Origin of the sequence: Flavobacterium sp. IMCC34518 (genome assembly GCF_027111095.2) — a bacterium.
In the GTDB taxonomy this organism is placed as follows: domain Bacteria; phylum Bacteroidota; class Bacteroidia; order Flavobacteriales; family Flavobacteriaceae; genus Flavobacterium; species Flavobacterium praedii.
Map to the genome: position 1 here is coordinate 1,052,021 of NZ_CP114284.2, position 26,736 is coordinate 1,078,756.

Below are 26,736 nucleotides of genomic sequence, written 5' to 3' on the forward strand. Positions count from 1 at the left end.
GGATTTTCCCTTCTATCGGGGCTAGTTTACAGGTTTGATTTTTTAGAAGTTATTTTTACAGTATGGAAATTTTCTTTCCAGTATTGGCTGACTTATAAATTGCATTAATGATTTTTACATCCTTTAATCCTTCTTCTCCAGTTATATGATTGGGTAATTTTTTGTTTTCTAACAGCACCTTACAAATTTCATCTATTTGTGTTTGTTGCTGGTTTATCAAAGGAAATTTCAATTCTTTCTCTGAAGTTTTACCTTCAAATGGCCCATAACTCAAAGCGGGACTCAATTCAAAACTACCCTCATCGGCCGATGCGTAAAACCTGTCAATATTGTAACCGCATGATGTATTGCAGTTTGCAACTGCCCCACTCGGAAATTCCATTTGCCACGATATGCTTTCCTCAGTCTCCGAAAATCTATTTTTATCATTCACAGTGCCAAATTGTGCCGTTATAGCAATTGGTTCCTCACCTAAAACATAACGGCTCGCTTGTATGCAATAAATCCCTAAATCCATTAAAGGGCCACCGCCTGATAATTTCTTGTTTAGTCTCCATTCGTTACGGTCATTTTTGTCAACGATTGTTTTTTTATCAAGAGTATCATACGTTTTATAACCCAGTGACGCTTCTATAAAGCGAACTTGACCAAAGACTTTTTCTTGTCCCAATCTTTTAATTTCCAAATGTGTTGGCTCGTAATGCAAACGGTAACCAATAGCCAATTGAACCTTGTTATCGTTACATGCTTTTATCATTTCTTCGCAATCAGCCACAGAAATGGCCATTGGTTTTTCTGTAATTACATTTTTGCCTGCTTTTGCAGCACGAATTACAAACTCTTTGTGCAAGCCATTTGGCAAAACAACGTACACTAAATCTATATCTTTGTTATTAATTATTTCGTCAAAATTCTGATAATTATAAATGTTCTTTTCGGGAATATTATATTGGTTTTTCCATTTTACAGCTTTTTCAGGCGTGCCTGTCACTATTCCTGCTAAATTGCAATATTCGGAAACTTCAATTCCTGCGGCTAACATAGATGCGTAATTTCCTAACCCGCAAAGCGCTATATTCAACTTCTTCCCCGTATATGGTTTCTGAAACTTTTCTGACTGAGTTATGTATGAAGGAAGTGTTGTCATAACAACTGTTGCCCCAACCCCTAAACCAAATTTATTGACAAAAGACCGTCTTGAAATGTTTTTCATAAAATATACCTTTAAGTTAATTCTTAAATTTATTAGTATACTCTTTTAAAAAATGTTACGCTTTTGTTTTTTTTTAGATTATTACTTATAGTGATGGATAGGCGGCATGAATTTCCTAAAAGAATCCTAACAGGTCTCCAAAGACCTGTTAGGTATTTAATCTCGACTTAATAATAATCGAAATTATACCCAACAACCTGAGTTCGATTAATACAATACTTATTTACAAATTAATTATGCCGGTTAATGTCCCTACAAGGTCTTTTTCGAGACCTTATAGGAATTCTATCATCAGTATTTATACCTACAAGGTTGAAAAAAACCTTGCAGGATATTCAATAAAAAATAAATTATTGAATAATCGAACTCAGGTTAACAGATTAAAAAAACCTGTTAGGAGAATTAAACATCTCGTGTTTACGTATTGCGCGTGAGGGATAGCGCCAAATTACCGAAGTAATGGCAATAGCCCGACCACAATAAAAAAAGGGGCAAATAACGACAACGTTAAATAGCCCCTTTTTTTATTGTGGTCACGCCCAACTAATGTTATTTTGGACTCGTGGCAATAACGAACTTTAAGTTGTTCTTCACTCCTATTTGCAGTACATCGACCAAATCCTGCACTTGTAAATTGAACGGAATTCGAACAATTACCGTTTGGTCTTTTTGTGAATTCATTTTGGACATCAAAGTCGTTTCTAGTTCCTCAAAAGCAACAGGTTGTTTGTCAATATAGAATTTTTTGTCCTCAGTGACCGATAAACTGATGTATTGTTTGTTGGTTTTCTCGTTGGTTTTTGACTTTGGTAAGGTCATCTTAATCACATTCGGATTGGACAACGTAGAAATAATCAGGAAAAACAGCAACAAAAAAAACATAATATCACTCAAGGAGGAAGTAGCCACTTCGGCGTGAAATCTTCTTTTTCTTTTGATTGACATGACTTATGCTTTTTGAATAATATTTACGAATTCCAATATTTGTTTTTGCACTTTTAGCGCATAATTATCAATCTTCCCATTCAACAAGTGGTAAGCACTGTAGGCAATAATTCCAACGATTAACCCTGAACCACTACTGATCATTTTTTCGTACAATCCTCCTGAAATATTACCAATACTAATGTTCTCAGTTACAGAGATGCTGTAGAAAATCTTGATTACCCCAGAAATCGTACCGATAAAACCAAGCGTTGGTGCGATACCAGCAATCAATCCGAGTTGTCCCAGATGTTGTTCCATTTGGGCAATTTCAATATCGGCAGCACGATCCATATTCGATTCTATTTCGGCAATGGGACGTCCAATTAATAAAATTCCTTCTTTGATGACATTTCCGGAAGCTGTATTAGTTCTTTCGGTTATGGAACGCGCCAAATCAAAATTACCTGCCGTTAGGTGATCGCGTACGTCACGCATCAAAAGCGGGTCGACTTTGGAAACTTTATTGATGAACAAATACCGTTCTATAATGACATAAAAAGTATAAAATAATAAAATCGCAATGGGAATTAAAAAAAATCCTCCTTTTAGAATGAAACCTAAAACAGAGATTTCGGTATTGGGTGCTATTTTTTCGATAACAACATTAGACGCAGCATTGGCAAGAGTATCAGCTTGTAATTGTATAAAACTAAACATATATTATTCTGGGTTTAAAAGGAACGGTGAAGAAATAAATGGTACAGAATTGGCGATGTTATTTTGTTCTTTTACAAGGCACAAATTATTTTAATAGTTGGGCTATTAAAATAATTTGTAACGAAGAAAAAGGGCAAAAGAGCAAGTCAAAATGTATCAGTTATTTTTTCACAGTTCCTGGTCATTAATTCTAAAAAATATTTCAATTTTGCAGTTAGAAACTAAAAAACAAGAACTGATCTATTTTCACTGTAATATTAAACTAAAAAAAGCGAAAATTATTTCAATCTTCAACTATTTTATCAAAAAATAATGAACTATCAAGAAACCACAAATTGGATGTTTAATCAACTTCCAATGTATCAATTGCAAGGGGCTTCGGCTTATAAAAAAGACTTGACCAATGTTAATATACTGGCGGAACATCTTGATAATCCTCAAAAAAAATTAAAATGCATTCATGTTGCGGGTACGAACGGTAAAGGCTCTACTTCGCACATGCTGGCTTCCGTACTACAAGAAGCGGGATACAAAGTGGGTTTGTACACTTCGCCGCATTTGAAAGATTTCAGGGAACGCATCAAAATTAATGGCTCTGAAATTTCCGAAGATTTTGTTTGTGAATTCATTGAGAAACACAAATCCTTTTTTGAAGAAAACGACATGAGTTTCTTTGAAATGTCCGTTGGATTGGCTTTTGACTATTTTGCAAAAGAAAAAGTGGACATTGCCGTTATCGAAGTGGGATTGGGCGGAAGATTGGATGCTACAAATATTATCACGCCTTTGGTTTCCGTAATTACAAACATCGGTATCGATCATGTGCAATTTTTGGGGAATACATTTGAATCTATTGCAACTGAAAAAGCAGGAATTATCAAACCCAGAATTCCTGTTGTTATTGGCGAATATACTCCAGAAACCCAACCAGTATTTTTAGAAAAAGCTTCAGTAAATAATTCTCAAATCTATTTTGCTTCTGATTTGATTTCAGAGACCTTTCCTTCCGATTTACTGGGTGATTATCAAGATCACAACAAAAAAACTGTTATTCAAACCATCACAATTTTAAACGAGCAAACCGATTTTAAAGTGAGTTCCGAAAACCTAAAATCAGGTTTAATGCATGTGGTCAGAAACACCGGATTACTTGGACGATGGCAACAATTGGGTAAAAACCCAAAAGTAATTTGCGATACGGCTCACAACAAAAACGGTCTAGAAATTGTTTTGAATCAGATACAAAAGGAGGCTTTTGACCATTTACATATCGTGTTGGGAGTTGTCAATGATAAAGAACTGGACGAAGTATTGCCACTCTTCCCTAAAAACGCAACATATTATTTTTGCAAACCTAATATTCCACGCGGTTTGGATGCTGTTTCATTACAAGAAAATGCTTTGCGATTTTCATTAGTTGGGAATGTATATGAATCGGTAAATGAAGCATTCAACACAGCTCAAAAAAATGCTTCGAAAAACGATTTTATCTATGTAGGCGGAAGCACCTTTGTTGTTGCTGAATTGTCATTAAACAGTAAAGGTTAAATTATTTATTAAACACAAAGTTCCTTGTACGTATTTCCTATTTTTGAGAAGCGGCTTTTTTAGCCTCTTTTTCTTTGTCTTTAAAATAACTTCTCAATAAAAAACTGCCTTGGGCGGCTTTGAGATCTTCGTCTAATTTTTCGGAACTGGTCTTTAAATTCTCTATCGTTTTTTTCAAATTTGCCCCAGATTCTTCATCATGCAATAAAACGCCTATTGTTGAATTGGTATTACTACTGGCTACTTTGAGATTTTCAACAAAAACATTGGCCGTTTTGGTCATTTTTTCTAATTCCGAAACCGATTTTTTAATCGAATTAAAAACAATTGTATCCGAAACTAAATCATTTGCAAGTGTTCCTTTTCTGTTTAATTTTGCGCCATACTCATTAAGTGAAGCGATTAATTTATCTGCTTTTACAGAAGCATTGCTAAGTGACAAGGCTACCGAATTAATATTATCATACAAAACATTGTCATTTAGCAATTTACCAACAGTCCCTTCATTTGTTGTCAACTTGTGACTTATTTTTTTAAAATCGGTTGTTATCGCCAGAAGGTTTTCATTATTTTTCTGTAAAGTAATCATCATATTCTCTGTAGAATAAGTGCTTCCTACTCGCAAAGTATCTCCATCCATCACTGATTGGGAATTTTCTGTTCCTCCGTAAATTATCACAACTTTGTTTCCAATAAGACCATCCGTTCCTATTTTGGCTTTAGCATCTTTCACAATAAACTGTTGTGCTGTGTTTTCAATATCTAAAGTTACCCAAACATTTCTGTTTTTACTAATTCGAATACTTTTTACCTTTCCTATTTTTACTCCTGAAAGCCAAACATTGGCTCCAGTTTGCAGTCCATTTACCTCATCAAAAACAGAAACCAATTGCATTTTTTTCTTGAAGGTTTCGTGAAGATTTCCCACCATCAGAATACCTCCAAATAAAAAAAGCATTCCTATAAAAATAAATAGACCTACATACAGCCCACGCTTATTTGATGATTCGTTCATGGTTTAAAGTGTAAAATTATAAGAGTAAAATTTTTTTATTTGTTCATCATTAGTATTAAAAACATCTGCAAATGTTCCAACTTTCAAAAAGGTTCCGTCAATTAACATAGCAATGCGTCCGCAAGTATTTTTTGCACAAGTGAGATCATGTGTAATAATAATAGAACTTGTTTTATACTGCTGTTGTACATTAACAATAAGGGCATTAATTTCAGCGCAAGTGACAGGATCTAGACCAGCTGTTGGCTCATCGTATAACATTATTTCGGGTTTCAGAATTAACGTTCGAGCAATACCCACCCGTTTTCTTTGCCCACCAGAAAGTTCTTCGGGGTTACTTTTAATTTTGTCAATTAGCCCTACCGCATCTAGCGCTTCTTCAACAGCATCACTCACTTGTTTTCGGCTAAGATGTTTTACATTCATAGTCAATGGAAACGATAAATTATCGTATACACTCATCCCGTCATATAACGCACTATTTTGGAATGAAAAACCCATACGCAAACGCAATTCATCCAATTGTTTCGGTTTTAATTGATTCAATTGTTTACCCAACATTGTTATATTTCCCTTATCTGGTTTTAATAGCCCTGCCAAAATTTTTATCAAAACCGATTTTCCAGAACCGGATTTGCCCAGTATTGCTAAATTTTCACCTTTTTGTACCGTCAAATCAATTCCTTTCAAAACCTCTAGTTCTCCAAAAGACTTATACAATCCTTCTATTTTTATGACCGTTCCTTCTGGATTGGCTAATTGAATTTTCTCTTTTTCCATAATTAAAAGTATCTAATCCAATTCACAATTTGTACTATTATGACCTCTTCCAGAAAGATTAAAAATATGGAAAGTATTACGGCTTGATTGGTTGCTTTACCAACACCTCTCGTTCCGTGTGTGGCAAAAAAACCTTTGTAACTACTAACAATTCCAATCGTAAATCCGTACACCAAAGCTTTTGTAAGCGACGAAAAAACATCTAGAAAAGAAATGTTTGCAAAAGCATCATGATAAAACACCTGCAAGCTTGTCGCTTCTTCGTTTGAAACATTATAATACGACCCGACCAAGCCTACAAAACTACAGTAAAAAGAAAGTATGGGAATAGAGATGGTGGTTGCCATAACTCTGGTAACCACAAGATATTTAAAAGGATTAATTGCCGACACTTCCATGGCATCAATTTGCTCGGTTACTTTCATAGATCCCAATTCAGCACTAATACTGGAGCCTACTTTTCCAGCACAAATCAATGAGGTTACCAATGGTCCAAGAGCTCTCATTATTGCAATTCCCATCAATGACGGAAGCCAAGACACCGCTCCAAAACTTTCCAAAGAAGGTCGCGATTGTTTTGTAAAAACAACTCCAACGATAAAACCAGTCAGTGTTATTAATGAAAGTGATTTTAAACCAATCTCGAAGCATTGATTAATAATTTCTCGAAAATGAAAAGGCGAAGTAAAAGCTTCTTTAAAAAAACGGACAACAAACCGGTAACCATTGTAAACACCCTCAAAATAAGAATCAATTTCTTTTGAAAATAAATATTTTTTACGTTCTACAGTATTCATATTTTCGTTTTTATATTTAATTTCAAAGTTTACTTTTCGCTTTATTCATAAAACAAACGTATTGATTACCAATACAAAAGACTCAGAAATATTTATAAATTTACAAAAAAAAGCGGCATAAATTCGAGCGTTTCTTATGTAATTCACTGATAATAAAAAAGGTACTGATTCAACCAAAATTTAATTACTCAAATAAGAGAAACACTATTACAGCTAATGCCTTTTTTGACAAATAAATATAAAAAAAACGGAGTTAGAAATTTCATATATTTCTAACTCCGTAATATTGATAAGAGCCGAAGAAACCTTATTAAAACGTACTTTCAATTAAAGTCAAATTTTTCATATGTTAAAAAATTGACTTTATATATTCCCCTTTTTTATAATGATCACAAAATGGAAACTATATCGAAATCTGATTTATTCTACATCTTGAGTCTCCTCAATTTCATCGCCTTTTCTACCCACTTTCACTTTTGGATTGTCTTTAGTTCCTGTAACTGTTAAAGGAATTCCAATAATTCCCAATGGCGGTAATCCTAATCTCATTTTTATATTCAACTTTCCATCCAGACTGGACGTTCCTTCTATTCTTGGTCTGAAACCTGCAAATTTAAATTTAAACCTTTCTATAGTAATAACATTGTTTTTTAAAGTTGTTTTGATATCTACTTTAGACAACTCCGGATTTTTAATCGCTTCATGATCTGTGGTTTTACTCACAGCATTAAACATTTTCATCCCTTTTAGTTTTACATCTTTTATAGAGAGAATACCTCCGCCAATTAAAGAAGGGTAAACAGGCATCATATCTTGATTTAGCCTTCCTTTTACTTTGTAATCTAAAGAGATAATTCCCTCAGCATTTTCAGCAGCACTAGCCATTTCCCTGAACATTTTTACTTCTTTGTAGGCTCTTTTGACATCAAAATCAGTAGCTTTTATACTGTATTCAAAAACGGCTTTTTTAGGAGTAATTCCTTGATAAGCGGCATTCATAGCGACATTACAACCAATTAAATTGAACCCTGTATTTTGCATTAGCATTTTACCGCCCTTCATTTTTATAGCGCCTTTTCCATCTTGCAAATTCAATCCTTGGTAATTGATTTTGTGTGCCGTAGCATAAAATTGCAAATCAAAATTGGATGGGATAAGAATTACGCCTGTTTCTTGAGCTGTTGTTTGTGGTGCATTATTGGGAACAGTTGTTGTTGAAGGAGTTGAAACTTTAGCAGTACTCGACATAAATTCATCTACATTGATGTATTTTGAATTTAAAGTAAATGACCCTCTCAAAACTCCTTTTTTGGGAGACAAAAAATTAAAAACATTTTGCAAATACCCATTCAATTTAAAATCGGACTGCCCATAAGACGCCAAAAAGGTATTGAAAGCCATTTTATCCTGATTGAATCTAAAGATCCCTTCTTTAATCAACATTGATTTTGGCAGGTACTCCGTTGCCACATTAATATTTCTAAGTTCAAGCGTTCCTTTATTTTGCAAACGGCTGTAATTTCCTTTTTCGGCATCACTTTGAATTCCTTTTAAAGCCAAATCTGCTTTAATAAAACCATCCACTTCAAGACCTTTTTGCGAAAACACCTTGTAGATTTTACTAATATTCAATGTTCCTTTGGCTTTGATATCGTAATTCAAATCATCAAAATTTTTCAAATCGGCTTCTACCCAGAAAGGTTCGCCTTCAAAAGTAAAAGTTGCTGGTTTCAACACCACCGAAAGATCCTTGTAAGTTCCATTTTTATCGGCAATCGTGGTATTGACATTGATATTGGTTATTGGATTTGGGTAATATGGCGTTTTTACAAAACCATTATTCAAATTCAATCTTCCATTTGTAATTGGAAAAAGCCCATGCTTTTGGTCGTATTTCCCTTTGGCTTTTACATCAGCAATTAGCATTCCTTTTAATTCAATATCAGAAATTCCTAAAGCACGATTCAGTTTCTCTAAATCAATGTTGGAATTCAAAACCAAATCAACCACAGGAGTGGTCAACCCATTCATTTTTAATTGCGTTTTTAATTGATTTTTTTCAACGTTTAAAGAAATGTTCCTTGCATTCAAATCTAAAAGTTCCGGATTTAATGAAGCCACTTTGGTACTGATATCCATATTCAAATTGGAAACCGGAAAAGCACTTTTTTTATAATTTACAAATCCATCTTTTAACTTAAAATCCAAACTCAAATCGGGAGCTATGTTTTGCGAAGCAATATATTTACCTTTAAGAGTAAAAAGCAAATCGATATTCCCTTTTAATTCTGTGTCTTTGAGCCAAGTAATGTATTTTGGAGGAAATGCAGTGAAGAGATCATATAAATTACTTTTGTTTGATTTTATTTTAAAATCAATGTCATAACCATCCTTTAAAAAATCAAATTTACCTGTAAAATCTACTAGAAGTTTATTGATAAAAAGATCATTTTGTTCAAAAACAAATGATAGCGAATTCGTATTTATTTTGGTAATCAAATCCCCATCCACTTTTTTGTTCATTAAGTAGGGTTCATTTTCATAAATAATATTCAGCTTTTCAATTTTAGCCTTCGAGTGCAGTGCAAAAATGGCTTGACTCAAATCACCATTCCCTAAATAATTAAAACCTATAGCATCGATATGAACTTTGGTAGATTGATCATCATAAACAATTTTACTGTTATTAATTTCAATTGCTTCTAATTTCAATCCTGTTTCTGTTTTTTCTTTTGGAATTGTTTCTTTCTCGGATATGTAGACATTATAATTAGCTTCACCGTTTTGGTTCACTTTTACATTAATCAACGAATTAGAAAGGAAAATTTCATCAATTTTTATTGTTTCACCAAAAATAAGGCTGGTCACATTGATTCCAAAAGCAACTTCTTTTGCCGTCACTAATTTCTCATTTTGAAAAGGGGCAGATCCATTGAGAGTAAAATCATTTAAAGTTAAAGTCAAGGAAGGAAAATGACTAAAAAAGGAAACATTGGCATCTGTGTAATTCAATTCTCCATTCAACTTTTCGTTAGCTGTTTTTTTTACTTGTTCCTTTATTTTATCTGCAAACAAATAAGGCGCAATAAACATTAAGGCTAAAATAGTCACAAGAGAAATTCCTGTATATTTTAAAAATTTAAAAAAAACTGATTTGTAGTTGACTGTAGCCATATTGGATATGAATTAGTTGAGAAATTATGCCTTGAATTTTAAAAAATAGAACACTATTAAAATTTTAATTATAATCTAAAAAAGGAACTACATATAAAGTTATTTTAGACCTATAACCTTTGTCAAAGTTTTAAACTTTGACAAAGGTGCTAAACAAAATTCTATGAGTTTATAATTTTTGACTTACCATTAAATTTTCAGCAAAGCAAAAACATTAACCGTGAACAGTTTCTTTTTTACCATAATTGATAATAATCGAGGTTTCATACTCAATCCATTCTTGCCAACGTTTATCGACATCAAAATTGTCTACATATTTTCTGGCAAAGCCAAGAAAAGTAGTATAATGTCCTGCTTCAGAAATCATTAAATCACGGTAGAATTTAGCCAGTTCCGGGTCTTTTATATTTTCAGAAAGTAACTTGAATCGTTCACAACTACGGGCTTCGATCATTGCCGAAAATAATAATCGATCAACTAAAGCATCTTTTCGGCTACCGTCTTTTTTCATGAATTTAAAAAGCTCATTTACATAATGATCCTTGCGTTCCCTTCCCAAAGTCAAACCTCTCCTTTTTATCAAATCATGAACCAATTGTAAATGGTCCAATTCTTCTTTTGCAATAACCAATAGTTCTGTTACCAACTCTTCCAACTCTGAATTATACGTAATCAAACTTATAGCATTGGAAGCCGCTTTTTGTTCGCACCATGCGTGATCCGTCAATATTTCTTCGATATTACTTTCTACTATATTTACCCATCGTGGGTCTGTAACTAATTTTAATCCAAGCATAACAGGTGATTTTTCTTTCTGCAAAATTAGTGTTTTATTAGCAAATTTCTATTTAAAATAATGCTTTAACCATCTAAATTGCATTATTTTGCATCTAAAAATTTGATAAGTAATATGTCTCAAATCCAAAAGCTTTTAATAATTGGTACTGTATGGCCCGAACCTGATTCTTCGGCAGCGGGTGGACGGATGCTTCAATTAATAACTTTGTTTCAACAACAAGGTTTTGAAATCGTATTTGCAAGTCCTGCTTTGGATAGTGATTACATGGTTGATTTAGCTACATTAAATATAACCAAAAAATCTATTGTTTTGAATTGTTCTAGTTTTGATATTTTTGTCAAAGAACTAAATCCGAAAATTGTACTCTTTGACCGATTCATGATGGAAGAGCAATTTGGATGGCGCGTTGCCGAAAATTGCCCTGATGCCTTACGAATATTAGATACTGAAGATATGCATTCTCTAAGATTAGCTAGGCAAAAAGCCTTTAAGGAAAAACGCAATTTTATACTTGAGGATTTACTCAAAGAGGATATTGCCAAAAGAGAAATCGCCAGTATTTTGAGATGTGATTTGTCTTTAATGATATCCGAATTTGAAATGGATTTATTGAAAACGACTTTTAAAATTGACGAAAAACTATTGTATTATTTGCCTTTTTTATTAGAACCAATTTCAAAAACCACTTTTCATGAACTTCCTTCTTTCAACCAAAGAAATAACTTTATTTTCATAGGCAACTTCCTCCACGAACCCAACTGGAACGCTGTTCAATATTTAAAAGAAACCATTTGGCCGCAACTGAGAAAACAACTACCCGGAGTTGAACTTCATATTTATGGTGCCTATCCTTCGCAAAAAGTAATGCAATTGCATCAGCCAAAGGAAGGTTTTTACATCAAAGGCCGGGCGACTGACGCTAATGAAGTAGTTCAAAATGCAAGAATAGTTTTGGCCCCGTTGCGTTTTGGCGCTGGTATCAAAGGAAAATTAATCGAAGCCATGCAATGCGGCACTCCAAGTATAACAACCCTTATTGGAGCTGAATCCATGCACGGACATTTGCCTTGGAGCGGTTTTGCAACCAATGATATTCCCGAATTTATTAAAGCTTCGATTCAATTGTACCAAGATGAAAAATTATGGCACAAAGCTCAAGAAAACGGAATATCCATTATCAATCAGCGGTATTCAAGGGATTTGTTTGAAAAAGATTTTATTTCCAAAATTCAATTCTTGAGTTCCAACTTAACCAAACATCGTTTGGATAATTTCTTGGGGACTTTATTACAGCATCACACTTTAAACAGTACAAAATACATGTCCCGTTGGATCGAAGCTAAAAATAGCAAAAAAGAGTAAGTCGAAGTTCTCAGTCACAGTTTTTAATGTTCCCTATAGACATTTTGTTTTTTTTGGATCCCAATATGTATAAATCAGAACTTCTTTATCTTTATTTTTATCCTAGTTATTCTTAAAAAAGTGATGTTTTTTGTTTGGAGCGGAGTATAAAACTATTTTTATTGCAAATTTTTTAATTTTTAAATCACTAAATATTAGCCAACTGAATATTTTAAAAAAATAAAAAGCAAAATTTATTTAAAAATGTTTTGCATAAACGAAAAACTAGCTTATATTTGCACTCGCAATCACAAAACGATAGCAGCCTAGTAAAATAGGGCGATTAGCTCAGCTGGTTCAGAGCACCTCGTTTACACCGAGGGGGTCGGGGGTTCGAACCCCTCATCGCCCACATGTAAAATCCATAAACATCTTATTTACTGATGTTTATGGATTTTTTGCTTTGGTTTTTCCCGAATTTTTCCCGAAAATATTTTGTTCCCATTAATTGTAATTCTTTGTTTTTCGGGATTATTGGATTCAATTTATTAGATAAATTAGTCGGATTTTACGAAAAAAAGGTATAATATTGAAAAGAAAATAACACTCTATTGGCAAATAATATAATCCTAAATATAGTTTTATATGAGAAATTCTAATTAAGTTGCTATTTATTTTGAGTCTTCATTTTAAAACTATCGTATAAAATTCAAAAAAAAAAAAATTGGTTTTAGCAAAAGAACTAAAACCAATTTTTTTAAAATTTTAAACAACTTACTATTTGTTTAAATTCTTTTTTAAAAATTTAAAAAGTAAATATAGTAAATAACCCAAAAATACATAAAAAGCTAATATAATAAGTTGCCAAAAGAATAATGCCCATTCGAATTGATCTATTTTCATAGTTTGTTTTTTTTAATTAAAGCCTTGTTCCTGATATAATTTTGCCCGTTTGGTTATTTATTTTAATTTCAAAAGAAAGGTACTCTTTTAGAAAAAATAACTGATTAGCAAATATTATAATGCGTAATATAGATATATACTTCATAGGTATTTTCTTAAAACCTTACGCATAAAGAAAAAGATAGGTGCAGTTTATTTAGACTGCACACTATTCTTTTTTTATGATTGTATTTATTAATACTTAAATTTTGGGTTTTCTATCACGTTTTTTTTTGAATATTTTTTTATTATTAATATGAGACCAATTATCAAAATAATTAAAAGTGCTATCCAAAAATAGTTTATTACATAATAGGAGTCATCAAGACTTAGTATGTAATAATATTCAGAACAATACAAATAAATAAGTAAAAAACTAAGTATTGATAGGATTGTTATTTTTGATTTCATCTGCTATTAAATTAATGAATTACCCCGATACAGTGACATAAAGGTATCAATCGGGAAAAAATAAATTTTTAGTTTCTAAAACCTAAGGTTTTCTAACTTTCTTCTCTAACCCCGAGGCAAAGCCTCGACGAATTCAATTGATTAAAAAAAACATTAAGCACTTTAGATGACAAACCTAAAAAAACCTCTGAATAGAGGCTTTTTTTAGCTATCACGAACATTTATGCATTTACATTTTATACCTTACTGTTTTATTAAATTAAAAATAACTCCTGTTGGGAAATATGCATTAATTATATTTGGGCATTCTGCGGAATCTACAAAACCCATCTCATTTCTATAAATTACATCCATTTTTATTGCATTTTTATTGCTTTCGTCTACATAAAGAAGCATTTGACCCCCTTGTGCGCAATTCCCACCTTTTGCCTTATGAGTCAAATAATAACCTTCATTAATATAATAACGTCCTTCAGCGACATACGTACTGGAATCTGGTAATGAAGTAGTGTTATCTATAACATTCCCATTTAAATCAGTTATAATATAACGGACCAATAATTTATCATATTTTATAAGTTTAAATGTTTTCGTGTATTTTACGATTCTGAACTCATATTTTTTATCCCCATAAGTCCCTTTCCAAGTTCCAACAAACTTTCCCAAAACATTATTGACATCTTTAAAATAAATTTGTTCATTTCGATTGATAATTTTATAGTCATCTTCATTTTCCAATGGCACTATTTTTTGAGCGTTGATATTTAATATAGATAGCAATAAGACACTTAAGTAGATTAGTTTTTTCATTTTTTTTTATTTAGCAAGGATTAGTTGTTAATTGATTATTTACAGACAAAGTTTTACTTTCGGATGTCCCGTCTTCATTTATTTTATAAAGTGTGATACCGTTAATCCCAATGTATTCTTTCATAAAAGAAAGAAATCCTGACTCTAAATCATCCTTATATGGCTTCATATAGTCTACATAAGTCTTACTTAAAGAATCAAAATCAAAATTTTTAACATCATTAATATCTCCCTCGAAACGTAATTGATAGGTGCCAGAACCGCTAACCATTTCATTAAAAATTTCGTCTAAAGATGATGTTTTGTATTTATTTGCAGTGATTAACAAAGAACAAAATGTATTAACATCCTTAGGCGAAAACATATGGATAGGTTTCACAATCTCAGGTCTAATTCCTCCATTATTGACCTGATGTGTAAAGGTGTCTTCATGTACATGCATAATCCCATAACTATCAGAATATCTTGTTCCCGTCAATGCGAGGTTGCTATCTGGAGTTCCAGCCACATATCCTTTAGACTTGCTAATGTAATACCCCGTTTCATACTGTAATTTTAAATTCTTTTTTAGCTCAGCCAAAGCTTTCATATGCTTGATGTCGTCTTTCAGTTTCTTGATTTTACTACAAGGATCCTGTTCTGCATCATCTATAGTAGGCTTAGTGCTACTGGAAGTACTGCCGCCGCCATGGGGTGGGTTAAAATAATTATCTGTATTTGAGCCTCCTATATTATTGGAGCCAAAACTACCGCCACTTAATACATAGGAGTAATAAAGATAATCTCCGCCACCGCCTCCTGGACCCTCTATTATTACTTCATCCAAATCAATGATTTTCGAAGTACTTTTATGTAATTTTAAATCCTCATCAGAGACAACCTTAAAGACCACCGCCTTTGTTGCGGTGCTGTTTGTGAATTTTTGTGCTTTTATAAAACCTTTTTTTAAATCCCATGTGCTAATATAACCATTATAAGATTCTAAATTTTTGAATCCCACACTTTTTGGGGCTTGATTCGAGTCAGGGCTCAACTCATAGACAACGGCATCATAACTTTCTTCAAATGGATACAAATATAAAACTCTTTCGCCTTTGTATTCTGGATTTGTATTCATGTCTGTTATCGGTACAGTTACCGCCTTGGAGCCATCTTCCAGTATTATTATGGAAGCATTCTCCCAATGGTAATTGATGTCCGCAAAAATGGGATGAAAACTTTCTTTGGCTTTGTAATCTTCAAACCAATTTTTCGCTTCGGCAATTTTGGGTTCTTGATTAATCATTGTATTATCCATAGGTAATTCATCTCTCACACAACCTGAGAAGATAAGAACTAAGCAAAATAGAATTACACTTGTAATTTTATTTAATTTTTGTTTCATTATTTTATTTTTTTTACCTTTTCTTTTTGCTAATGCTGGGAAGAAATGGATTTGTTTACCCCATATCGTAAAACACCTTTCGTCATACATGTTAATTCGAAGGTTAATAAATATTTAAAAATAGTGTTTAACTTTTCTGACGCAAAACTAACTCCTCTATTGGTAAATTACAATACCCACTTTCAGTGATATTTGAGTTTTTTTTTAAACAGAAAAATAAAAATTAATCGATAAAAAGTTTTCATTGAGTCTAAAAAATTGAAACATCCTTATCTATCCTACCCATCCCAATGACAACAAGGGTTAACAACTAAAATACCTATCTTACCATTGCTACCTATCTTACCTATTTTTTTATAGCTTCAAAGTTTTAATAATGGTAAGATAGGTAAGTTAAGGTAAGAAGAAATCTATATAAGTTACCTGCTATTAGATCACTGTTTGTGGGAGTTTATAAAGATTAGGTAAAATAGGTAAGAAGAAAAGTATATTTGCGGTGATTTTTGTTTTTACTGTAAATTTATTTTTAAAAAGTTTTCTTTTTCATCCAATATCCGTAAACCTGATTGTGTTTATCTCGTTTAAAACCAATGCTTTTTAATGCTTTTCCGATTCCAATGTTTGAAAGTCTTACACCTGATGTGTACAAACTGATATGATGTAGTATTTCTGTGGCTGTTAAAAATTCGCCAAATTCTAATTTTACTGGAATTTCAAAATGTTTGTGTATCAAATCTCGTTCGGGTGAAATAACTTGAAATTTTTCATTTCGGGTTTCGTTTTGTTTTATGTCGTCAATACTCAACGCTTCATCATAGCTTTTGTCTTTTGAAAGGGCATAGGCTTGTGTCCAAAGATTATTTATGTCAAACTCTTTTTTATAATTCCAATCTATTGATTTTACAATAAAACACAACCAATGAACCGACCCCGTTTCGTCCTGTAAAAAAGTAGTCATATTGGTAGAACCCATAAAGCTGGAAACCCTTTGAATTATTGAATTTTTTCTGTCATAGGGTAATCTTTCGTTTATTTGCGCCTTACTGAAATAGGATTTTAACTGGTTTATCTCTTTTCGGGACAAAGCAGCTAACTCGTCAAGGTTGATTAAAAAGTTCTTGCAAAGCAAAATACGGGCGTCTTTATCGTCACTCATGTCTTCCGCCATATAATTTGACAGTTCACTTGGACAAAGAAATCGACACCATGAACTTTTACCGATGTTCTGACCATTTCCGTCATCGGTCAACACAAACGCCTGTTTATTGAAGTAATCATCAATTGTGGCACATTTTACGGCTCTTACACACCATTTTTTAAAATGGTATTCAAACTGTTCTTTATTTTCTCCCTGTTCCAGTTTTACATACTCTGAAAATTGTTTTATATAGTCCGTTTCTTTGTTCCACTCAGGCAAATTGGTAAAGTAATTTATTAGTGGGTTGTAATTCGGTACGAAATCACTTTTCAAAATGGCAATCAAGGAGTTTAAAGGGATTTTTATGCTTTTCTTTTGTATCTCCAACCAAAGGGAATTTTCATTGCAGGAAGTCCATTTATTTTCGTCTTTATGACTAATTTCAATTTCAAGAGAAATCATATTGTTTCTGAAATCATAATTTTCCAGTAAATAATCTTCTGCTATGTGAAATATCGTAGTTAGACCTTTGTTTTCAACGTTTTGAACTGTAACCGTATTTTTATTTTTTACTGCCAAGCTTATGATTTTTTGAAAATCTTCTGAATTATGTTCTTGAAAATAGTCGGTTATGTCATAGCCTTTTACAGCTTCTTTTTCGGGAAGTAGCAAAGGAATGATTTTAGAAAAACGTTTTACGATTGCATTTCTCCCATTTTCTCCTGTTTTATCATTGTCATAACATATAAACAAGTTGTTGCAAAGGGATTGCAATTTTTGAATTTGTTCGTCTTTTGGGTGGATTGCTTCACTTCCAAAAGTTACAGCGTGAAAACCTCTTGAAGTGGCTACGATTACATCTTTTTCGCCTGCGCAAATGATTAAATTTTCTTTTTTTTCTACGCCTAATTGTTCTATTCCAAAAACACCTGTTGGGAATGGAGGTAAAACATTTTTATTTACTCCAATTTCGATTTGATTTGGAATGTAAAGTTTAAAATTCCCGTGCAACGCAATTGCAAAAGCAACACTTTCTTTTTTGGTATAAATCGGTTTTTTACCAGTCCAAGTGTAACTTGAAATAGAATGTAATTCATACTTTTTTAATGTTGCTTTTTCGACTCCTAATGTATTCCAGTACTCTAAATCCAATATTGTGAATTCCCTTGTGGAAACGGTTAAAAGTGAAGGCGTTTTTTCCTTTGCAACGTTTTTTTCTGTCTGTTGCAACAACTGTTGCAACGGTTGTTGCAATGCCGTTTCAACGGTTTCTTTATCTATTACAGTGTCTAACATTACTGCTTCTCCCTTATAAAACAGGTGTTGCAACGGTTTCTGCAAAGGCTTTGCAAAAGTTTGTCCTTTTTTTGCAAAGGTTTTTGCGACCGTTTCTGTTTTTATAAACAAATTCATTTCGGATGCAACGATATTTAATACTTCATTGAACTGGCTTTTGCAATCCAAGTTTCTTAACTCTGCAACAAATTGAAATACGTCTCCTTGTTTTCCTGTACTGTTGCATTTGAAACTTCCATTTTTCCAGACTTTGAATGATGGTTTTTTATCGTCAGAGAATGGACTTGAAATGTTTCCTTTGGGAAAATCATCTAGATTTAGAAGTTTTATATAAATAGCTTCTTGGGTTGTGTATTGAAAAATTATATCTTTGGTTAATACTTTTTTAGTCATATTTTTTATCCATTTAAAACCCATTGCAAACGTATAATTGCAATGGGTTTGTTATTTTATTCATTTAAAGGAGTATAACTCTATTTTTACTGTAAATTCAAATAGAATTTAAATTAAAAAGCAAGATTTCCTCAGAAATAAACAAATCATATTCTTTCTTTTTTTGACGATATTTTTTTATTTACCAACAATTCCCGATACTCTTTTAATTTGATATTCAATTCGTCGGATAAAGTATAGTCATCGGGTGTGCCGTTTTGTTCGATAAAAATAATAGCTTCCCGTGTAGTGATATTTTTGAAATTCATCCGCATTCCTGCTGGAATTGACATTCGAGTTTCTCGAAGTATTTGGTTTATTTCATTTCGGATATACAATTCTGCCATTTGACTTAAATACAGTTCTTGTAATTCCTTTTTGTTTCGAATGTAGTTTAGGATTTTTAACGTTTCCATAAGTTTGGCTTTAAAAATTATTCAAATTTGTTTTTTTGAATCAATGATTTTAAAACCTCACTCTTTTTGTATCGTATTTTATTTCCGATTCTGTAGGCAGGAATAATGTCTTTTCGCGTCCAGTCCCAAAGGGTAACAAGTGAAACAGACAGCATTTTTGCCGTTTCTTCACGGGTTAATAATTGCTCGCTTTCGCTTTGCAAAGTAGTTGCAAAAATTACAAGGCAGTCTTTTACGCCTTTTAAGATTTCATTTTTAAAATCTAAAGCATTTGTGTTTTCTAATTGAAGTACGTTTACCATAATATTCTTTTTGTTTTTAAGATTATATTACGGCAAACTTAATGTAGATGCATCTTTTTTAACCTTTGGGGTGTACCCCAAAGGTTACCCCAAAATTTTAATTGTCTTTTGTGCTTTTAGTAAATCTTCTTTAAATTTCTGTGATGTAGCTGATAACGGTTTGTTTATTTCCGCTAATATTCGTCTGATATTGTCAGGATTCCTATCGATAATTTGAGATATTATTTCCGCTTTTTTCCTTTCGGTTGCATTTCCCCATTTATCACTTCTGATTAACTCCTCAATCAATAATACTTTTTGTGATGCGTCTAGCATCTCTTGTGTTTCCATTGTGAATAAACCTTTAAAAGTAGTGTTTTTGTCTTCTTTTCTTTTCAACTTAGCTTTAGTAGCCGTTATGACTTGCTCAATACAATTGGTATGATGCACATCAAAGAAGTAAGTTAAGTCATATATATGTTCATATGTAAAGGCATTTTTTGAATCATCAAGGAATTTCTCCACTATTGGGTAAAGTGTTTCTCTTATTTCTGTGTTTTGTTCAAATGCCTCTGATTTTTTAATTTTGTTAATAAAAACCCTTGTTCTTTCTGAAATATCAGAATCGTACGTTAAAGGATGGTCTTCTAAAAGAAAAGGAATGCAATCTGACATGAACCAAAGCATTTCTATTTGTTCCGTTTTTAGTTTTAGCTTTTTGAATGTTTCATTGTATGTTACGTTTTCAAAAAGCAACAATCCAACTATATTCAGAAACTCATTAAAAAGCAATTCCAGATGTTCTTTGTCGGTATAATTATCAACTTCTATCGCATCATTGTCTTGTTCCCATTCATAGTAGTTATAAAAAAAATCATAATACACCTTGAAAATGGGATTTCCTGTAACTAACTCATCTAAGGTATAAGGCCTGCTTATGTATTTGTAATCAATGCTCATTTTATATTTTCTTTTTTTTTGCTTGTTTTTCGGCTTCTACTTTTTTCCAATGCTCTTTTAACTTTTCTGCGTGTTCTCTCGGAGTGATTTTTATGTATTTCAAAAACATGGTTTCCGTTTTATGCCCTGTAATTGCCATTATCGTAGGATTGTCCAATTTGGAGTAAAGATTACTGGCAAAGGAACGTCTGCAAGTATGGGAGGTTATAAGTTCATGTTTGGGATACGAGCCAAACTCTTTTCGCATCATACTTTTTATTTTGACTTTACTGTCCCCAAAAAAGTCCTTTTCGTCTTTTTTATTCATCATTTTTGCCCCGTCCACTTTTTGGGCAAACCCTATAGTTTTACAAACTTCTTTTACATATTCATTAAATTTTTGGTCAGATATAGTAGGAGGAAGTTCTCCGTTTCTTTTTTGCAAAATCGCCTTTACTTGGGGGTGCATCGGAATAACTACGGGATGTTCAGTTTTGCTAGTTTCAATTTCTATATAATCCCCTACGATATTGAGTTGCTTTAGTTTCATAAAGTCCGAAATTCTAAGCCCTGTACGTAATCCGATTATAAAATTATCCCTAGTTCTGTCCAATCGCTCCATTTGCTCAAAATTATAGTTAAAAACGCTGTCTATTTCGGCTTCTGTGAGGTAAACATCTTTTGTTTTGTTGGAAATAGCCTTAAAATCACTGTGTTTGTATTGCAGACTAATTGGTAATCCTTCAATTTCTATTTTACTGCACCAGTTTTTTATGATGGTAATAAACCCTCCAACGGTATTATTGTTCAGTATTTCTATTTTTTGGCAGTAAAATAAAAAACTCTCGTAAAATTTCAAATCAATATCTTGAAATCGAAGTTTTATATCGAAGTGGGTTTGATAATCGGTAAGTTTGTTTTTAACCCTGTTGAATTTTATAACGGTGCTTTCTGAGGGTGGCGTTGCTTTGTTGGGACAATCGGCAATAAATTTCTCTATCCAAGCCACAAAATAAATTTTATGCGATTCATCGGTATTGACTCTGCCAAAGAAAATATTTATCTGTGTCTTTAACCAAGTATCATTTATGTTTTGTTGTGAATTAAAATCAATATTGTACTGGTCGAGAATAAACGTTTTTAAATTGCGTAATTTACTGTTTGTAAAATCTCTGTTGGAAATGGTAGCGATATTTTTAACTTCTTGCTTATCTTTGTTCCAATGCTCAAACTGAACATTTAGTTTTGTTCCTGCTGTTTGGTCAATGCGGTTACTGTCCCAAAAACGGACGTAAATATTAGAAGTTGCAGACTTTGATTTTTTAATGAAATATTTTAGGTTCATATCCAATATTTTAGGATACGAATATAGTTAAAATCCCGAAATATTCCCGAAAAGATTCTTATTTATTCGAATTTACCTTAATTCAGCTTAATTTTTTTGTAAGTATAAAATTTAAAAAAGTATTAATTTAATTGAGTTTATAACAGTTTTACTCCTTTTTTTAATTCTTACAAATTAATAGAGTTCTGTTTCCTCATCGCCCACCAAGAAACTCCTTAAGAAATTAAGGAGTTTTTTTTTGCTGCAAAACACAATATCAATTAACACGAACACTTACAGAACCCACGATATCTTTTACCGAAGTTCCTAAATGAAGTACAAATTCACCTGACTCAACTTTCCAACTTGAAGTTTTTTCGTCGTAAAAAGCTAAATCCTTTACATTTACTTTGAGTTCTACCGTTTTTTCCTCACCTGCTTTTAAGAATACTTTTTGAAAAGCTTTCAACTCTTTTTTAGGTCTTAAAACTGAACTTAGTGTTTGACTTGCGTACAATTGAACCACCTCAGCTCCATCTGATTTTCCACTATTTTTGATGGTGCATTTTACAGTTATAACCTCATTTTGATTAAACACTTTTTTATCAGCAGTAATATTTGCTATATTGAAACTGGTATAAGACAATCCAAATCCAAATGGGTATAGCGATTCGATTCCTTTGGTATCAAACCATCTGTAACCTACAAAAATATCTTCTTCATAATTTACTTTTAAATTTCTACCAGGATAATTACCCAATGCATGATCTGGCATTTGATTGATAGAAATAGGCAAAGTAATTGGTAATTTCCCAGATGGAAATTCTTTTCCGCTTAAGACATCCACAACAGCATTTCCGGCTTCCATTCCACCATACCAAGCCCAAACTATTGATGGAACTCTACTTTGAATTCCTGACAATTCTAATGGAGAACCTGCAATAATTACAACAATAGTTTTAGGATTAACTTTTGCCACTTCATGAATCAAAGTTTCTTGCCCATAAGGTAAACGCATGTGAACTCTATCAAATGATTCCGAATCAAAATCGTGATTCAATCCTGCAAAAATAATAGCCACATCCGATTTTTTGGCTTGTTCTACCGCTTCATCAATCAATTTCCAATCTACAAAATCGGTGTTTAATTGTCCTTTGTTGCTTCCTTCTCCAGGAGTAGATTGTTTATTATATCCTTGTGCATAATTAATTTGCAATTGCTTGCCAAACTTTGTAGTTATCGCTTCAAGCGGAGTGATTTCATACAAAGGTTTAATTTCAGAACTCAATCCGCCACTACAATGTTTTCTTGTCGCGTTATCACCAATTATAGCAACCGATTTTACAGCATTCATCTGTAAAGGCAATACATTGTTTTCGTTTTTCAAAAGTACTATAGACTCTACTGCAGATTGATAAGCTACTTGTTGGTGCTCTTTTGTGTTTATATTCCCTTTTTCTCTAGTTTCAGGATCTAATACTTTTGTTTTGATCATTACCCTAAGAATATTGGCTACTTTTTCATTCACTAAACTTTCTTTTAATCGGCCTTGCTCAACAGATTTAATTAAGGGGTCGGCAAAAAACCAATCATTATAATTTGTTTTTTCAGTCCCCATTTCAAGATCAAGACCTGCCAAAGCTGCATTGTCTGTGCTATGAACGGCATTCCAATCAGACATTAAGACACCATCAAATTTATAGGAGTCCCGTAAAATAGTTCTTCCAAGTAGTATATTCTCTGTACAAAATTCTCCTCGAAATTTATTATAAGCAGCCATAACCGTCAATACATGACCATCCATAACTGCAGCTTTAAACCCTGGCAAGTAAATTTCATGCAAGGCTCTGTCGCTCATTGTTACGTCAATTGAAAATCGATTGTCTTCTTGATTGTTTGCAGCATAATGTTTTACACTTGCTGCCACATCTTTACTTTGCAAAGCTTTAATATAACTCACGGCAAATTGTGATATTAAATAAGGATCTTCACTTAAATACTCGAAGTTTCTACCACATAGCGGACTACGAATAATATTTATTCCAGGTCCAAGCAATACGTCTTTTTTTCGAAAACGAGCTTCTTCCCCTAATACATACCCTCTTTTGGTAGCCAAATCTAAATTCCATGTTGCCGCCATTGCTGTACCCGGAGGGAAACAAGTCACAGCATCATCAGTTCGACCCGCATAATTCCAATTGTCTCTATTCATTTCAGCCCTTACCCCATGTGGCCCATCAGACAAAGCCCATTCAGGAATGCCTAATCTTTTTATTTCAGAAACATAAAATTTGGAATTCCCGTGTAACAAACTGACTTTTTCTTTCAAAGTCATCTTTTTTATCAAACCTTGTATTCTTTTTTCTGTTGCAACATCTGTTTGAGAAAATGCAGTGGTGCAAATTATCAAAGCCATAATTAGTATGGATTTTTTCATATTCATCATATTAAATTTTAATTCATTTTTATTTTTAAAAAAACTTAAGTTTAATATAGGTTTGATCCAAACACCTGAAAACTATACGTTAATTATCATTTTACTAATTCAAAACTATCTCTCAAACGAATATCTACCGAAGACGACCCAATCATCAGATCAAAATCACCTGGTTCCGAAACAAATTCCAATGCATTGTTATAAAACGACAGCTTTTGATTGTCAATCGTAAACTGAATGGTTTTGGTCTCTCCGCGATTCAAACTTATCTTTTGAAAATCTTTCAGCTCGATTATCGGGCGTACCACCGAACCCACTTTATCTCTCAAATACAGCTGAACCACTTCTTCCCCTTTCATGCTTCCCGCATTTTTTATGTTCATCGAAACCGTAATGGATTCACTGTTCTTCATTGTTTTTTTAGACAATTTCAAATCCGAATATTCAAAAGTCGTATAACTCAATCCGTATCCAAACGGAAATTTCGGGGAATTGGGCAAATCAATATAGGCGGATTTATACACTTTATCTTCATTAATAGAAGGCCTTCCTGTATTGAAATGGTTGTAATAAATAGGAATCTGTCCTTCGGTTCTTGGGAATGACATTGGTAATTTTCCTGAAGGATTATAATCCCCAAAAAGCACATCGGCAATGGCATTGCCTGCTTCAGAGCCCAGCCACCAAGTGTACACAATGGTTGGCATATTATCGGCAATCCAATCAAAAACAAGAGGTCTTCCCGCATTAATCAAAATCACTATTGGCTTACCCGTTTTTTGAAGTTCTTTGATCAAATCTTCCTGAACTCCGGGTAACTGCAGGTTGCTTTTACTCTTGGCTTCACCGCTTTTGTTGAAGTTTTCTCCAATACTCAAAATGATCACCTCGGCTTGGCTAGCAACCAACAAAGCATCTGCAAAACCGTCTTTGCTTTTGTCCTCGACTCCACAACCTTTGGCATACAAAATTTTGGTTCTTTTGCCCACTTTGTTCTCCAAGCCTTCCCATTGCGAAACAATGTAAGTCGAATCAACGTCCTTTAAATCCACAGCCCAAAATCCGTGATTGTCTCTTTTGGATTTTACCATTGGCCCGATAAACGCTATCGTTTTTAATCCTTTGGAAAGTGGCAAAACATCTCTTTCATTTTTCAATAGAACAATACTTTTGGCTGCAATTTCTCTGGCTGCCTTGGTATGCTCAGGATTATTCAGTTCTCTTTGCTCCCTTTCTGGATTGCAAAATTTATAGGGATCATCAAACAATCCCAATTCAAATTTCTTTCGCAAAATTCTTTTTACAGCATCATCAATTAAGGCTACTGGAACTTTATTTTCTTTTACCAATTGTTCCAAATGATAACGGTAGGCATTGCTTTCCATATCCATATCACTTCCGGCAGTTATCGAGGCAAGAGCGGCTTCTTTGTTGTCTTTTACATACCCGTGATTCACCATTTCACCTATCGAACCCCAATCGGAAACCACAAAACCTTCGAAATTCCATTTTCCTTTTAAAATATCTCTCAATAAATAAGTATTTCCACTCGCCGGTATTCCGTTAAGGTCGTTGAATGAATTCATAAAAGTAGCTGCGCCCGCATCTAGAGCGGCTTTGAAAGGAGGTAAATAGGTTTCCCAAAGCATTCTGTTGCTCATATCGACCGAGTTGTAATCGCGTCCGCCAACCGCTGCTCCATAGGCCGCGAAATGTTTGACACAAGCCATAACCGAATTCACATCGCCCAAGTTGCCTTGAAATCCTTTGACTCTGGCATACGCAATTTTGGACCCCAAATAGGTATCTTCTCCTGCGCCTTCCATCACTCTGCCCCATCGCGGGTCGCGGGAAATATCCACCATGGGAGCAAATGTCCAGTGAATTCCACAGGCAGCTGCTTCGGTCGCCGCTATTCTGGCCGAAAGTTCAATCGCCGTCAAATCCCAGCTTGCCGCTTCAGCCAGTGGGATAGGAAAAGTCGTTTTGTATCCATGAATCACATCGAGACCAAAAAGCAACGGAATTTTCAATCGGGATTGCATGGCCAAATCTTGATATTGCCGCGTGTATTTGGTACCCATTATATTCAACATCGAACCAATTAGCCCTTTTTTGATTTCGCTTTTCTTATTGGAATTAATGGTAATGGGACCAGTAGCGGCATTGTCTCCTGTGTATTGGTTGAGTTGTCCAATTTTCTCTTCGAGGGTCATTTTCTTTAGCAAAGTTTCCACTTTTTGATCTATCGTTTGTTGCTGCGAAAAGGCAAAAACCGAAAGGAATAGTAGTGCTAATGTTATTGTTTTCTTCATTATAAATTTTTTATATGCAATTAGCCAAATCGCTATTTTGATTTAGCTCATTTTTTAAATTCTAAAAAATTAAGATTAAAATTTCCTCTTTCAAATTGAACGTGAATTGTATTAATTTCTTGTTTAAAAACTATATTTTTGAGTGTAACGTATTAGCAAATAAATAGAAGCTTTTTTGTCGCAACACCTCAACTTTGATTTTGCATTTGCTCCCAGAGTGATGGTTATAAAGCATCGTAATTAGATATTGCAGCATCTTTTCTAGGTCTCCGGGAGTTTTATACAAGTATGATATTAGAT

The 26,736-nt window shown here is 33.2% G+C and carries 19 protein-coding genes and 1 tRNA gene; 3 read left to right on the plus strand and 17 right to left on the minus strand.

Annotated elements, in window-relative coordinates; all coding sequences use genetic code 11:
• Positions 1-55 precede the first annotated feature (55 nt).
• The 3 genes from OZP06_RS04715 to OZP06_RS04725 all read right to left on the minus strand — a co-directional run bounded on the left by OZP06_RS04715 (position 56) and on the right by OZP06_RS04725 (position 2,857).
• Entirely contained in the window at positions 56-1,213 is a 1,158-nt protein-coding gene (locus tag OZP06_RS04715) for a Gfo/Idh/MocA family oxidoreductase (RefSeq protein WP_269223879.1), read from the minus strand.
• Between the two features lie 549 nt (positions 1,214-1,762).
• A complete protein-coding gene (locus OZP06_RS04720; protein ID WP_269223880.1) occupies positions 1,763-2,158 on the minus strand; it encodes a biopolymer transporter ExbD in 396 nt (131 codons plus the stop codon).
• A gap of 3 nt (positions 2,159-2,161) precedes the next feature.
• Positions 2,162-2,857 (minus strand): MotA/TolQ/ExbB proton channel family protein, encoded by a 696-nt coding sequence (locus OZP06_RS04725; RefSeq protein WP_269223881.1) that lies wholly within the window; start codon positions 2,855-2,857, stop codon positions 2,162-2,164.
• Positions 2,858-3,169: 312 nt separating this feature from the next.
• Between OZP06_RS04725 and OZP06_RS04730 the strand changes: the two genes are divergently transcribed.
• Positions 3,170-4,405, plus strand: coding sequence for a folylpolyglutamate synthase/dihydrofolate synthase family protein (locus OZP06_RS04730; RefSeq protein WP_269223882.1), 1,236 nt, complete (start codon positions 3,170-3,172; stop codon positions 4,403-4,405).
• A 37-nt stretch (positions 4,406-4,442) separates the two neighbouring features.
• Here the strand turns inward: OZP06_RS04730 and OZP06_RS04735 are convergent, their stop codons facing one another.
• The 5 genes from OZP06_RS04735 to OZP06_RS04755 all read right to left on the minus strand — a co-directional run bounded on the left by OZP06_RS04735 (position 4,443) and on the right by OZP06_RS04755 (position 10,967).
• Positions 4,443-5,420: an MlaD family protein gene (locus OZP06_RS04735; RefSeq protein WP_269223883.1), complete on the minus strand. Its 978-nt coding sequence runs from the start codon at positions 5,418-5,420 to the stop codon at positions 4,443-4,445.
• A gap of 3 nt (positions 5,421-5,423) precedes the next feature.
• Positions 5,424-6,200 (minus strand): ATP-binding cassette domain-containing protein, encoded by a 777-nt coding sequence (locus OZP06_RS04740; protein ID WP_269223884.1) that lies wholly within the window; start codon positions 6,198-6,200, stop codon positions 5,424-5,426.
• A gap of 2 nt (positions 6,201-6,202) precedes the next feature.
• Complete coding sequence (locus OZP06_RS04745; protein WP_269223885.1) at positions 6,203-6,997, minus strand: ABC transporter permease; 795 nt, start codon at positions 6,995-6,997, stop codon at positions 6,203-6,205.
• A gap of 420 nt (positions 6,998-7,417) precedes the next feature.
• Positions 7,418-10,171 carry an AsmA-like C-terminal region-containing protein gene (locus OZP06_RS04750; RefSeq protein ID WP_281324297.1) on the minus strand — a complete coding sequence of 918 codons (2,754 nt, stop codon included), beginning with the start codon at positions 10,169-10,171 and terminating at the stop codon, positions 7,418-7,420.
• A 214-nt stretch (positions 10,172-10,385) separates the two neighbouring features.
• Positions 10,386-10,967, minus strand: a complete 582-nt coding sequence (locus tag OZP06_RS04755) for a tRNA-(ms[2]io[6]A)-hydroxylase (RefSeq protein WP_269223887.1) — start codon at positions 10,965-10,967, stop codon at positions 10,386-10,388.
• A 114-nt stretch (positions 10,968-11,081) separates the two neighbouring features.
• Here OZP06_RS04755 and OZP06_RS04760 point away from each other — a divergent pair, with 114 nt between their 5' ends.
• Both OZP06_RS04760 and OZP06_RS04765 read left to right on the plus strand, forming a co-directional pair.
• Positions 11,082-12,332 carry a glycosyltransferase gene (locus OZP06_RS04760; RefSeq protein ID WP_269223888.1) on the plus strand — a complete coding sequence of 417 codons (1,251 nt, stop codon included), beginning with the start codon at positions 11,082-11,084 and terminating at the stop codon, positions 12,330-12,332.
• A gap of 316 nt (positions 12,333-12,648) precedes the next feature.
• Positions 12,649-12,723, plus strand: a tRNA-Val gene (locus OZP06_RS04765).
• 1,184 nt (positions 12,724-13,907) lie between these two features.
• Here the strand turns inward: OZP06_RS04765 and OZP06_RS04770 are convergent.
• The 9 genes from OZP06_RS04770 to OZP06_RS04810 all read right to left on the minus strand — a co-directional run bounded on the left by OZP06_RS04770 (position 13,908) and on the right by OZP06_RS04810 (position 26,436).
• The gene (locus tag OZP06_RS04770) at positions 13,908-14,474 is read right to left on the minus strand and encodes a DUF6705 family protein (protein ID WP_269223889.1); all 567 of its coding nucleotides are present in this window, start codon (positions 14,472-14,474) and stop codon (positions 13,908-13,910) included.
• Positions 14,475-14,484: 10 nt separating this feature from the next.
• On the minus strand, positions 14,485-15,858 hold the full coding sequence (locus tag OZP06_RS04775; protein WP_269223890.1) for a hypothetical protein: 1,374 nt from the start codon (positions 15,856-15,858) through the stop codon (positions 14,485-14,487).
• A 526-nt stretch (positions 15,859-16,384) separates the two neighbouring features.
• Positions 16,385-18,685, minus strand: a complete 2,301-nt coding sequence (locus OZP06_RS04780; RefSeq protein ID WP_281324298.1) for a VapE domain-containing protein — start codon at positions 18,683-18,685, stop codon at positions 16,385-16,387.
• A 146-nt stretch (positions 18,686-18,831) separates the two neighbouring features.
• Entirely contained in the window at positions 18,832-19,140 is a 309-nt protein-coding gene (locus OZP06_RS04785; RefSeq protein WP_269223893.1) for a hypothetical protein, read from the minus strand.
• Between the two features lie 17 nt (positions 19,141-19,157).
• A complete protein-coding gene (locus OZP06_RS04790; RefSeq protein ID WP_269223894.1) occupies positions 19,158-19,442 on the minus strand; it encodes a helix-turn-helix domain-containing protein in 285 nt (94 codons plus the stop codon).
• Between the two features lie 84 nt (positions 19,443-19,526).
• Entirely contained in the window at positions 19,527-20,381 is an 855-nt protein-coding gene (locus OZP06_RS04795) for a hypothetical protein (protein ID WP_281324299.1), read from the minus strand.
• Between the two features lies 1 nt (position 20,382).
• Positions 20,383-21,705, minus strand: coding sequence for a tyrosine-type recombinase/integrase (locus tag OZP06_RS04800; protein ID WP_281239725.1), 1,323 nt, complete (start codon positions 21,703-21,705; stop codon positions 20,383-20,385).
• 256 nt (positions 21,706-21,961) lie between these two features.
• The gene (locus tag OZP06_RS04805) at positions 21,962-24,121 is read right to left on the minus strand and encodes a glycoside hydrolase family 3 C-terminal domain-containing protein (protein WP_269223897.1); all 2,160 of its coding nucleotides are present in this window, start codon (positions 24,119-24,121) and stop codon (positions 21,962-21,964) included.
• Positions 24,122-24,216: 95 nt separating this feature from the next.
• Positions 24,217-26,436 carry a glycoside hydrolase family 3 N-terminal domain-containing protein gene (locus OZP06_RS04810; RefSeq protein WP_269223898.1) on the minus strand — a complete coding sequence of 740 codons (2,220 nt, stop codon included), beginning with the start codon at positions 26,434-26,436 and terminating at the stop codon, positions 24,217-24,219.
• Positions 26,437-26,736 lie beyond the last annotated feature (300 nt).